We start from the raw sequence: 11,911 nt of genomic DNA on the forward strand, positions 1-11,911 counted from the left end.
ACAGAAAGGCGGCCCGTGCGCATTCTCGGAATCAACGCGGTATTTCATGATCCCGCTGCGGCTGTGATCGTCGACGGCGAGATCGTCGCGGCCGCGGAGGAGGAGCGGTTCACCCGCCGCAAGCACGGCAAGCGCCCGGTGCCGTTCTCGGCGTGGGAACTGCCCGAACAGGCGGCCGCGTGGTGCCTGGAGCGAGCGGGGTTACGGCCCGAACAGCTCGACGCGGTGGGCTACTCCTACGACCCGAGAGCGGTCGATCATTCGCTCGGCGGTCTGGATCGGAAAAGCGAGGCGACCAGAACGGATTACGCGTTCCGAGCACCCGCCTTCCTCTCGGCCGCCTTGCCCGGGCTCGATCCCACGATCGTGCGTTTCGTGCGACATCACCTGGCGCATGCCGCGTCGGCGGCCCTCGCGGCCCCGGCGGGCGACTGCGCGGTGCTGGTGGCCGACGGACGCGGCGAGAGCCAGTCCTATCTCGCCGGCGAATACCGCGACGGCAAGTTCGTGGAGCTGGCGGCACAGCAGCTGCCGCACTCGCTCGGATTGATGTACGAGGAGCTCACCGCGCATCTCGGATTCACCCGGTCCAGTGACGAATACAAGGTCATGGCCCTCGCCTCCTACGGCACGCCCCGATTCCTCGATCGATTCCGCGAACTCGTGTACTGCACCGGCGACGGTGGTTTCCGCACCGAACCGGTGAACTGGTCGGACTTCGCGCCCGCGGTCACCGGCGGTCGGTTCGGCCGAGACCACGCCGACCTGGCCGCGAGCGTCCAACGACGACTCGAGGACGTGTTGCTGGAACTGGCCTCCTGGCTGCATCACCAGACCGGGCAGCGGACCCTGACGCTGGCCGGTGGAATCGCGCTGAACTGCGTGGCCAACAGCCGACTGCACGCCGAGGGCCCCTACGACCGGATCTGGGTCCAGCCGGCAGCGGGCGACGCGGGCACCGCGCTGGGCGCGGCCCTGCAATTGGCGGCCGAGTTCGGTGAGCGGATCACCCCGATGCGGGGCGCCGACCTCGGCCGCGAATGGACCGACGCCGAGCTGGAAACCGTGCTGCGCACGGCCAAGGTCCGGTACACGAAATCCGACGACATCGCGGCCGAGGTGGCGCAGGCGCTCGCGCAAGACCTGGTGGTGGCGTGGTTTCAGGGCCGGGCCGAATTCGGCCCGCGCGCCCTCGGCCATCGCTCGCTGCTCGCGCACCCCGGCCGGTCGGCGAATCTCGAACGCCTCAACGATGTGAAGGGGCGCGAACAGTTCCGGCCGCTGGCACCGATGGTGCTCGCCGAGCGGGCGTCCGAGATCTTCGAACGCGGACCGTTGCCGAGCCCGTACATGCTGTTCGTGCACGACGTCGCGCCACAGTGGCGGGAGCGGATCCCCGCTGTGACACATGTCGACGGCACCGCCCGCGTGCAGACCGTCGACCCGGCGGACAAACCGGTCCTGGCCCGGATGCTGGCGGAGTTCGAGCGGCGAACGGGGGTGCCGGTGGTGATCAACACGAGCCTGAACACCGCTGGCAGGCCGATGGTCGATTCACCGCGCGACGCCCTCGAATGCTTCGGTTCCGCACCCATCGACCTGCTCGCGATCGGCTCATTCGTGGTCCGCCGCCCATGAACGGCCACACCGTGGACTACAGCATCGTGATCCCGACCATGGGCCGGGACAGTCTTCGCGTGCTGCTCGAGTCGCTGGACACGGCGTCGGGTCCGAAGCCGCGGGAGATCATCGTGGTGGACGATCGGCCCCGAGTCGGGGACCTACCGCTACCCGCGACGACGCCGCCCGTTCAGGTCATTCGCTCCGGTGGACGCGGTCCCGCAGCGGCCAGGAACGCGGGATGGCGGCACGCGTCCGGCGCGTGGATCGCCTTCCTCGACGACGATGTGCTCACCGGGCCGCAGTGGCCCGCCCGCTTGGCCGAGGACCTGCACGGTCTCGACGGCGACACGGCGGCTTCCACGGCCCGCATCGAGGTTCCGCTGCCGAAGCACCGCAGGCCGACCGACGCCGAACGCGGGATCGCACGGCTCGCCACGGCGCGCTGGATCACGGCCGACATGGCCTACCGCCGGTCCGCGCTGATCGCGGTGGGCGGCTTCGACGAGCGATTCCCGCGGGCGTTTCGGGAAGACGCCGATCTGGCACTCCGGGTCTGCCTCGCGGGCTATGCCATCGCGGTCGGGCACCGTGTCACTCGCCACCCACTGCGTGCATCGGGGCCCTTGGCCAGCGTCCGAGCACAGCGCGGGAACGCCGACAACGCCTTGCTCCGGCGGAAATACGGCGCTGGATGGCGTCAGCGGATCGGCGAAGAGACCGGGCTGCTGCGCCGCCACGCGCTCACCACGGCCGCGGGTGCGGTCGCCATGGCGTTCGGCATCGCGGGCCGCGAACGCCCCGCTTTCGCGTTCGCGGCGGCCTGGACGGCACTGACCGGTGAATTCGCCGTGCGCCGGATCGCCCCCGGCCCCCGCACACTCGGCGAGATCGGCCGGATGACGGTGAGCAGTGCGCTCATCCCGCCGGCCGCGTGCTGGCACCGCCTGCGCGGCGAGCTGCGCCACCGGAACGCGACCCACACCTCTCCGCTGGCCGTGCTGTTCGACCGCGACGACACCCTCATCGTCGATGTCCCCTACCTCGCCGACCCCGACCGGGTCCAGCCGGTGCCGGGCGCCCTCGACGCGCTCCGGAGGGTGCGCGCCGCGGGCATCCAGCTCGGCATAGTCAGCAACCAGTCCGGCGTGGCGCGCGGATTGATCAGCCGCGAACAACTGACCGCGGTGAACTCCCGGGTCGAGGAGCTACTCGGACCGTTCGCGACGTGGCAGGTGTGCGTGCACGGCGAGACCGACGGCTGCGGGTGCCGCAAACCACAGCCGGGCCTGATCCGGCAGGCCGCGGCGGATCTCGGCGTTCCCATCGCCAGGTGCGTGGTCATCGGCGACACCGGCGCCGACGTCGCCGCCGCGCACTCCGCGGGCGCGCGCGCGATTCTGGTGCCGACGGCGCGGACGCTTCCCGACGAGGTGGACCGCGCGCGTCGCGAAGCGACCGTGGCCCGGGATGTGGCCGAAGCCGTGCGGCTGGCGATGGCGGGTGTGCCATGACCGGCCGGGCGCTGGTGGCACGCATGGACAATTTCGGCGACGTGCTGCTGGCGGGACCGTGCGTGCGCGCGGTGGCCGCGCACGTCGATTCGGTGACGCTGCTGGCCGGGCCGCGCGGCCGAGCCGCTGCCGACCTCCTGCCGGGCGTGGACCAGGTCGTAACCTGGCGTGCGCCGTGGATCGACCTGGAGCCGCCCGCGGTCACGTCGGCGGGCATCGACGCCTTCCTCGATCGGATACGCGCGCTCGAGGTGGATCTGGCGTTGATCCTCACGTCCTTCCATCAGTCGCCGCTGCCGCTGGCGCTGCTGCTGCGGATGGCCGGCATTCCGTGGATAGGGGCGATCTCGGAGGACTACCCCGGTTCGCTGCTGGATCTGCGCCATCGCGTCGAGGGTGATCCGCCCGAAGCCGAACGCGCGCTGTCGCTGGCCGAAGCGGCCGGTTTCCGGCTGCCGCTCGGTGACGACGGCAAACTCGCCGTCCGGCAGCCGTTGCCGAAGGTCGGTGGGCTCACCGGCGAACCGGGCTACGTGGTCATGCATCCGGCCGCGTCGGCACCGGCGCGGCAGCCGTCCTCGTCCCGCTCCGCGGCCATCGTCGCCGCACTGACCGGCGCTGGTCATCGGGTGGTCGTGACCGGCGCTCCCGCCGACCGGTCGCTCACCGGAGCCGTCGCGGGCAGGCACGGCCTCGATCTCGGCGGCGCCACCAACCTGCCCGAACTGGCCGCCGTGCTCCGCGACGCGAGCGTCGTGGTGGCGCCCAACACCGGCCCGGCGCACCTCGCCGCGGCCGTCGGGACACCCGTGGTCTCGCTGTTCGCACCGGTCGTGCCCGCCGAGCGGTGGGCGCCGTACGGCGTGCCGGTGGCCATGCTGGGTGATCAACGCGCGCCGTGCCGCGGCAGCAGAGCCCGGGTCTGCCCGGTCGCGGGGCACCCTTGCCTCGACTCGATCACCCCCGAGCAGGTCGTCGCGGTGGCGGAAGAACTGGGTGCGGGCAGGCGTACGCGTCTGCGGACTGGAGGTGCGCGGTGATCGAGGAGCATTTCGCGGCTTTGCATGCGGCGCTGGACCGCACCACGTGCTTTGCGCCCGATATCCGCAGATGGGGACGGCAACTCGCGGTCGTGCTCGACAACGGCGGGCGATTGCTCGCCTGCGGTAACGGTGGCAGTGCCGCCGAAGCCCAGCACCTGACCGGTGAGCTGGTCGGCCGCTTCCGCACCGAGCGCCGTCCGTTCTCGGCGATCGCCCTGCACGCCGACACCTCGGCGGGCACCGCGATCGTCAACGACTACGGCGAAACCGAACTGTTCGCGCGTCAGGTCCGCGCGCACGGCAGGCCCGACGACATCCTCATCGTGTTGTCCACCAGCGGCACCAGCCCGAACGTCGTGGCCGCGGCGAAAGCGGCGCACGACATCGGCGTCACCACGTGGGCCATGACCGGACCCGCGCCCAATCCGCTGGCGGCACTGTGCGACGACGCCCTTGCCGTGGACGCGCCCACCACCGCCACTGTGCAGGAAGTGCACCTGGTCTTGGTGCACGCTCTGTGTTCGGCGCTCGACGACGCACTGGGGGTACCGACATGAAGCCGCTGGTCGTGGTCGGCGACAGCATCCTGGACGTCGACATCGAAGGCGTCGCGGAGCGATTGTCCCCCGAAGCTCCCGTGCCCGTCGTGGACGTCGAACGCCAGTGGATACGCCCGGGCGGCGCCGGGTTGGCCGCCGCGCTGGCCGCCCAGTCGGTCGCCGAGGTCGCGCTCATCACGGCGACCGCCGACGACCCCGACGGCCGCACCCTCACCCGGCTCCTCGACCAGCACGTTCCGGTCGTTCCGATCGCGCTGCGCGGCAAGACGATACGCAAGACCCGCGTCCGCGCCGCGGGCCAGTCGCTGCTGCGGCTGGACACCGGCGACGGCACCGCGGACGGCGGCTCGGTGAGCGCTTCGGTCAGCAGGACACTGCGGGCGGCCGGCGCGATTCTCGTCGCGGACTACGGCCGGGGTGTCGCCGCGCACCCACGGATTCGGAACCTGCTGACCGAGTTGGCCCGTTCCGTCCCGGTGGTGTGGGATCCGCACCCGCGTGGCCCCGCGCCGACACCGGGGGCGCAGTTGGTCTCGCCGAATCTGAAAGAGGCGCGTCAGTTCGCGCCGGGATACGTCGAACCGGACGAGTTGGCGAAGGTGCTCCGAGACGAGTGGGCCGCGGATTCCGTCGCGGTCACCACCGGTCCTGGCGGGGCGGTCCTGGCCAATGGGAAACGGCTCACCGTGGTTCCCGTACCCGCCGAAGTCCGTCTCGCCGGCCATTTCGGTTCCGACACCTGCGGCGCGGGCGACCGATTCGCCTCGGCCGCGGCCGCCGCGCTGTTCGGCGGCTCCACAGTCGCCGACGCGGTGGCGCACGCCGTCGACGCCGCGGCCAGGTTCGTCGCGGCGGGCGGCGCGGCCTCGTTGTCCACCTGCGACAGCACGGATGTCGCCACGGCGGGCACAACGGAGACGAACGAGTCGGCATTCGAGGTGGCGGCGCGGATCAAGGCGCGCGGTGGCAGGCTCGTCGCCACCGGTGGCTGTTTCGACCTGCTGCATCCCGGCCATGTGAGCCTGCTGCGCCAGGCTCGCGCGATGGGTGACGCTCTGGTGGTCTGCCTCAATTCCGATGCGTCGGTGCGGCGCCTGAAAGGGCCGCGCCGACCGATCGTCACCGCACGTGACCGTGCCCGGTTGCTCGTCGAACTGTCCTCGGTGGACGCCGTCGTCGTGTTCGACGAATCCGCACCGAGCGCACTGCTGGACCGCCTTCGCCCCGATGTCTGGGTCAAGGGCGGCGACTACTGCGGCGTCGACCTCCCCGAAGCCGCGGTCGTGCGCGGTTACGGCGGCGAGATCGCCCTGATTCCCACTGTTCCCGGTTACTCGACAACACAACTGGTCGCCGCGAGCCAGGCAGGCGGCTGACCCGAGAGCGTAAGGAGCGCGATGCGAACCCTCGGCAATGTCCTGATCACCGGCGGCGCTTCCGGGCTCGGCGCAGCGGTCACCGCCGCCGTCCGCGCGAACGGTGGCCGCCCCTACGTGATCGACCGGGTGGAGCCCGAGATACCCGTCGATTTCGTGCGCGCAGATCTCGCCGACACCGTCGCCGCCGATCACGCCGTGCACGAGATCCTCGAACGCACCGGCGGCCGGATCGACGGCGTGTTCACCGCGGCGGGGACCGACGCGTGCGGTCCCCTGGACGAAGTGCCTGCGAAGAAGTGGGAATACGTCGTCCAGGTCAATCTTTTCGGCACCGCCGCCGTCGTTCGCGCCGCCCTGCCGGCCCTGCGGGAGAGCAGGGGAACGGTCGTGACGTGTGCTTCCACCCTGGGCATCAAGGCGGTCGGTCATGCGACCGCCTATTGCGCGTCGAAGTTCGGCGTCGTGGGCTTCACCAGGGCGCTCGCCGCCGAAACGGCGGGCAGTGTCGGGGTGACCCTGCTGATCCCCGGCGGGATGCACACGGCGTTCTTCGACGACCGCGACGAGCAGTACAAGCCGCCACCCGACGCGAAACTCAACCAGCCTCAGGACGTCGCCGACGCGGTGGTCTTCGCGCTGCGGCAACCACCCGGCTGCGAGGTCAGGGAGATGGTCGTGTGCGCCTCGGAAGAGGGATCGTGGCCCTGACGCGCACGATTCTGGTCCTGCGGGCGCTCGGGCTCGGCGACCTGCTGACCATCGTGCCCGCCGTGCGCGGGATCAGAAGCGCCTACCCTGACGACCGGGTGGTGCTCGCCGCGCCGCACGCGCTGCGCGAGCTCGTCGACCTCGTCGACGCCGTCGACGAACTGCTGCCGACCACGGGACTGGGTGCGCTTCGATGGCGTGCGGCGCCACCGCGCCTCGCGGTCAACCTGCACGGCAAGGGTCCGGAAAGTATCCGTGACCTGCTGGCGGCCCGCCCGGACGCGCTGCTGACCCACCACCATCCCGACTTCCCCGATCTGCCCGGCCCCGAGTGGCGCGACGACGTGCACGAGGTGGATCGCTGGTGCCGCCTGCTGGAGTACGGACGGATCGACGCCGATCCCACCGCGCTGCTGCTGCCGGCCCCATTGCGGCCCGCCCCCGAGACCCATGCGGTCGTGATCCACCCCGGCGCGGCCTTTCCCGCGCGTCGCTGGCCGTCCGAACGCTTCGCGCGGGTGGCGCGTGCACTCGCCGCCGACGGTCATCGAGTGGTGATCACCGGAAGCCGGGAGGAAGTCCGCTTGGCGAACACCGTCGCCGAGAAGGCGGGGCTGCCGCCCGCAGCGGTGTACGCGGGGCGTACCGATCTGACCGAACTCGCCGGGCTGGTGGCCGACGCGGCCCTGGTCGTGTGCGGCGATACCGGCGTCGGGCATCTCGCCACCGCTTTCGGCACACCGTCGGTGGTACTGTTCGGGCCCATGCCGCCGGACCGGTGGGGGCCGCCCGCGGACGCGGAGCACCACATCGCGCTGTGGGCCGGGACCGTCGGCGATCCACACGCCGACCATCCGGATCCGGGCCTGCTCATGGTGCGGCCCGAGCATGTCCTCACGGCCGCGGCCGGGTTGCTCGGGCAGCGGGTTCGGCATGGGTAGTCGCGTCGGTGTGGTGGGCGCCGGTTATGTGGGGCTCACCAGCGCCGCGTGCCTCGCCCACCTGGGACACCACGTGATCTGCGTCGACAACGACGATGCCAAGGTGGCGGCGCTGCGCGCGGGTTCGGTCGCGATCGTCGAGCCCGGCTTACCGGAACTGGTTCGAGAGGGGCTCGAGGCGAATCGGCTCGTCTTCACGACGGACCCGGGGGCGCTGCACGACTGCGAAGTGGTTCTGTTGTGCCTGCCCACGCCCATGGGCACCGGCGGAACGGCCGACCTCGGCGTACTCGAGGACGCGCTGGAGACGTTGGCCACCGTCCTGCCGCCGAAGTGCGTGCTCGTCACCAAATCCACCGTCCCGGTGGGGACGGCGGCGCGAATTCCCGCCCTGGCCGGCCTGGCGGGCACCGCGGTGGTCAGCAACCCCGAATTTCTCCGGGAGGGGCACGCGGTCGAGGATTTCCTGCGCCCCGACCGCGTACTCCTCGGTGCCGCCGAGCAGGATCGGGACGCGGCCGACCGTGTCGCGGCGCTCTACGCCGCGACGGGCGCGCCGGTGCTGCGCGCCGACTCGGCCGGCGCCGAACTGGCCAAGTACGCCAGCAACGCGTTTCTCGCGGTGAAGCTCTCGTTCGTCAACACGCTGGCCGAATTGTGCGAGCGAGTCGGCGCCGACATCACCGAGGTCACCGGAGCGATGGGCATGGACGACCGGATCGGCCCCGCCTTCCTCGCTCCCGGCCCCGGTTGGGGCGGCTCGTGCCTGCCGAAGGACACGCGGGCGCTCCTGCGTACCGCGGAAGCGTGGGGGGTGGACTTCGCCCTCGTCCGTGCTGCCCTGCGTGCCAACGACCGTCAGCAGGCGATGGTGCTGCGCAAGATCCGCCGCGCGGTCACCGATTCGGTGGACGGCTCGCTGGCGAGGACCCGGATCGGCGTGCTCGGCCTCGCGTTCAAAGCCGGAACCGGCGACCTGCGCGACTCCCCCGCCGTCGCGGTCGCCCGGCAACTATCCCGGTGCGGCGCCACGGTCACCGCCTACGACCCGTGTGTCCCCGCGGGTACCCCCGGCCTCGATGGCATCCGCGTGGTGGACGACCCCGATCTGGTGGCGAAAGACGCGGGCGCGCTGGTGATCCTCACCGAGTGGCCCGAATTCCGTTCGCTCGACTGGGCGACACTAGCGAACGAGGTGGACCGAGCCGTGATCGTCGACACGAGAAACCTCCTCGACGAGCGGCTGCTCACCGGCACCGGATTCACGCTGCTGGGCAACGGCACCACCGGCGCTGTCGACGGCGGGCGGGCCTCATAGACTCGATGCCCTGCGCGGCACCCGAGCGACGGTGACCGGCACCTCCTGCTACGCCCGATGATCGGATAGTGAATTCGATATTCTATTATCGAGCACATACCGCGTGCGCGCGCGTGGCAGGAAAGGAGGGTGCGGCTCTCGTGCCGGAGAAGTCAGGAGGCTCCGCGGGTTCGCAGACCCTCAGCCGCGGCATCCGCCTGCTCGAAATCCTCGCCGCGGCAGGAGGCGGCCGGACCATCGACGAACTCGCCGCATCGCTGGGGGTGCACCGATCGGTCGCCTACCGGCTGCTGCGCACGCTGGAGGATCACGGCCTGATCGCTCGTGACCCGTCGGGCCGGATCCTGCTCGGCGCGGGCCTGGCCGCACTCGCCTCCGGCGTCTCGCGCGACCTGCAGCAGGCGGCGCTGCCGCAATTGCGCGCGGTCGCGAACGAATTGGGCATGACCTGTCTGCTGGTCGTGCGACTGGACCGGGACGAGGCCGTCACCCTCGCCAGCGCCGCGCCGGAGCACAGCGTGGCCGTCACCTACCGGCCCGGCCATCGGCACCCGCTGACCCGCGGCGGCCCGGGCAAGGCGATCTTGCTCGAACTGCCGGAACAGCAGTGGCCGCGAGAACTGCACGAGGAGCTGACCCGCAGTCGGGCGCGCGGGTTCGCTGTCAGTCACGATGAGGTGGTGCCGTCGCTGCGGTCGGTGGCCGTCCCGCTGGTCGTACCCGGTCAACCCGCCGCCTCGATCGCGGCCATCCATGTGTCGCTTTCCCGCCCCGAGGCCGAGATCGGCGACCGTCTCACGGCGGCGGCCGAAGCCGTCGCCCGGGCGCTCGGCGGCTGATCGCGACTCGGACCGGTTCGTGTGGGGCGCCCACCCGGGACGCCCCACACCCCCTCATCTGGGCGCGGACCGATCAGAGGTCAGCTGACGCACGAAGATCCCGCCGAAGAATGCGGCGAGTTCGTCCGTCGCGTCCAGCGGCAGCACGTGAGCGACGTACTGATCGGGCCGCACCACGACCACCGCGCCGTCGCGGGAGACGCCACGGGCGGCGAAGATGTCGTCGGCCGGATCGGCGGCATACACCTTCTCGTAGTCGGTGACCTGGAAGGGACCGACCTTCGGCAGGAACACCGAGGGCACTGCGCCGAGGTCCACGCCGGTGTGACCCTGCTGGTAGATGACTTTCACGTCGAACCAGCTGTCGATGTCCGCGCCCTGGGGAGTGTGGGCGAGCAGCGGCGAAGCCGGTGCGGTGCCGAGCCATTCGGCCAAGTCGGCCGCCTTCGACGGCTCACCGGCGGCGGGTGCGTCGGCGAAGACATAGATACGCCAGCGTCCGTCGGCGGTCGCGTGGTGGCCGAGGTGCTTCGGGTTCGCGTCGCACACTCGCGTCACGAGGTTGGACTTGAACCGTTTGCCGACCGGGAACCCCGTCGCGATCTCCTGGTACGTGGCCTCGGCGACGAGCATCGACGGCGCGTACTGCGTCATGAAGCCGGCGGGGAACTCCGCGGTCTTGACGTAGAACTCCTCCAGCTGGGTGGGATCTTCCAGCTCTTCGGGCTTGGCCGCCATCAGCGCCGACCATTCCCGGTCGAAGTCGATGAGGTTCTGCGCGATGACCTGCCGCTCGGCCGAGTAGGTGTGGAGAATCGCTTCGGGTGCGCGACCGTCCAGCACGTGCGCCAGCTTCCAGGCGATATTCCACCCGTCCTGCATCGACACATTCATGCCCTGCCCCGCCTTCGCGGAATGGGTGTGGCAGGCATCGCCGGTGATGAACACCCGCGGGGTCCGGTTTCCGCAGTGCTCGGGCACGTCGTCGAACTTGTCGGTCACGCGGTGGCCGACCTCGTACACGCTGCGCCACGCGACGTGCTTGACCCGCAGCGTGTAGGGGTGCATGATCCGGTTCGCGCGCGCCTCGACCTCCTCCTGCGAGGTCTCCCGCACCTTGCCGTTGTCGTCTTCCCCGACCTCGCCGAGATCCACGTACATGCGGAACAGGAAGTTCCCCTCGCGCGGGATGTGCAGGATGCTGCCGCCGTCGTGCGACTGGATGGCGCACTTGGTGCGGATATCCGGGAAATCGGTTTCGGCGAGCACGTCCATCACACCCCACGCGTGGTTGGCCTGCGCACCCAGGAACCGGCGCCCGATGGCCTCACGCACCTTGCTGCGCGCGCCGTCGCAGCCGATCACGTACTTGGCCTTGACCGTTCGTTCCTCGCCGTCCCGGCCGCCCGCCGTGTGCCGCAGGGTCACGGTGACCGGGTACTCGCCCTCCTCGGCGACCTCGAGGGTGACGAACTCGTAGCCGTAGTCGGGCACCAAGCGCGTCGGCGCGTTGCGCGCCACCTCGGCGAAGTAGTCGAGCACGCGCGCCTGGTTGACGATGAGGTGGGGGAACTCGCTGATCCCGGTCTCGTCGTCGAGCGTGCGCGCGGCACGGACGATGTTGCGCGGATTCCGCGGATCGGGCTTCCAGAACGCCATCTCGGTGATGCGGTAGGCCTCAGCGGCGATGCGTTCGGCGAAGCCGAACGCCTGAAAGGTCTCCACGCTGCGCGCCTGGATACCGTCGGCCTGCCCGACCTCGAGCCGGCCGGGACGGCGCTCGACGAGCCGGGTGTTGATGGTCGGGAACTGCGCCAGCTGCGCCGCGGCGATCATGCCCGCCGGGCCCGAACCGACGATGAGCACGTCCACCTCGTCGGGAAGCTCGGCGGGGCGATCGACGCCGAAACCGGCGGGCGGCTGGATGCGCGGGTCACCGGACACATAGCCGTGGTGATGGAACTGCACGGAATCTCCTCACTCCATGAA

10 protein-coding genes are annotated in these 11,911 nt (G+C 70.8%); 9 read left to right on the forward strand and 1 reads right to left on the reverse strand.

The genetic code is table 11. From position 1 onward, the window contains the following. Positions 1–15 precede the first annotated feature (15 nt). The 9 genes from ACT89H_RS08125 (at position 16) to ACT89H_RS08165 (ending at position 9,922) form a co-directional block, all read left to right on the forward strand. Positions 16–1,638, forward strand: coding sequence for a carbamoyltransferase family protein (locus tag ACT89H_RS08125; RefSeq protein ID WP_445107893.1), 1,623 nt, complete (start codon positions 16–18; stop codon positions 1,636–1,638). Continuing rightward, a complete protein-coding gene (locus ACT89H_RS08130; RefSeq protein ID WP_445107894.1) occupies positions 1,635–3,134 on the forward strand; it encodes an HAD-IIIA family hydrolase in 1,500 nt (499 codons plus the stop codon). The genes ACT89H_RS08125 and ACT89H_RS08130 overlap by 4 nt, the downstream gene beginning before the upstream one ends. Further along, on the forward strand, positions 3,131–4,174 hold the full coding sequence (locus ACT89H_RS08135; protein WP_445107895.1) for a glycosyltransferase family 9 protein: 1,044 nt from the start codon (positions 3,131–3,133) through the stop codon (positions 4,172–4,174). The genes ACT89H_RS08130 and ACT89H_RS08135 overlap by 4 nt, the downstream gene beginning before the upstream one ends. Further along, positions 4,171–4,734, forward strand: a complete 564-nt coding sequence (locus ACT89H_RS08140; protein ID WP_445107896.1) for a D-sedoheptulose-7-phosphate isomerase — start codon at positions 4,171–4,173, stop codon at positions 4,732–4,734. Before ACT89H_RS08135 ends, ACT89H_RS08140 begins: the two co-directional genes overlap by 4 nt. Beyond that, the gene (locus ACT89H_RS08145) at positions 4,731–6,113 is read left to right on the forward strand and encodes a PfkB family carbohydrate kinase (protein ID WP_445107897.1); all 1,383 of its coding nucleotides are present in this window, start codon (positions 4,731–4,733) and stop codon (positions 6,111–6,113) included. The genes ACT89H_RS08140 and ACT89H_RS08145 overlap by 4 nt, the downstream gene beginning before the upstream one ends. A gap of 21 nt (positions 6,114–6,134) precedes the next feature. After that, positions 6,135–6,824 (forward strand): SDR family oxidoreductase, encoded by a 690-nt coding sequence (locus tag ACT89H_RS08150; protein ID WP_445107898.1) that lies wholly within the window; start codon positions 6,135–6,137, stop codon positions 6,822–6,824. Beyond that, a complete protein-coding gene (locus ACT89H_RS08155; RefSeq protein ID WP_445107899.1) occupies positions 6,815–7,765 on the forward strand; it encodes a glycosyltransferase family 9 protein in 951 nt (316 codons plus the stop codon). The genes ACT89H_RS08150 and ACT89H_RS08155 overlap by 10 nt, the downstream gene beginning before the upstream one ends. After that, entirely contained in the window at positions 7,758–9,083 is a 1,326-nt protein-coding gene (locus ACT89H_RS08160) for a UDP-glucose dehydrogenase family protein (RefSeq protein WP_445107900.1), read from the forward strand. Before ACT89H_RS08155 ends, ACT89H_RS08160 begins: the two co-directional genes overlap by 8 nt. A gap of 140 nt (positions 9,084–9,223) precedes the next feature. Next, positions 9,224–9,922 carry an IclR family transcriptional regulator gene (locus tag ACT89H_RS08165; RefSeq protein ID WP_445107901.1) on the forward strand — a complete coding sequence of 233 codons (699 nt, stop codon included), beginning with the start codon at positions 9,224–9,226 and terminating at the stop codon, positions 9,920–9,922. Between the two features lie 54 nt (positions 9,923–9,976). Here ACT89H_RS08165 and ACT89H_RS08170 read toward each other — a convergent pair whose 3' ends face one another. Beyond that, a complete protein-coding gene (locus ACT89H_RS08170; RefSeq protein ID WP_445107902.1) occupies positions 9,977–11,890 on the reverse strand; it encodes an FAD-binding monooxygenase in 1,914 nt (637 codons plus the stop codon). Positions 11,891–11,911: the final 21 nt, after the last annotated feature.

The sequence above is a fragment of the Nocardia aegles genome (genome assembly GCF_052545135.1).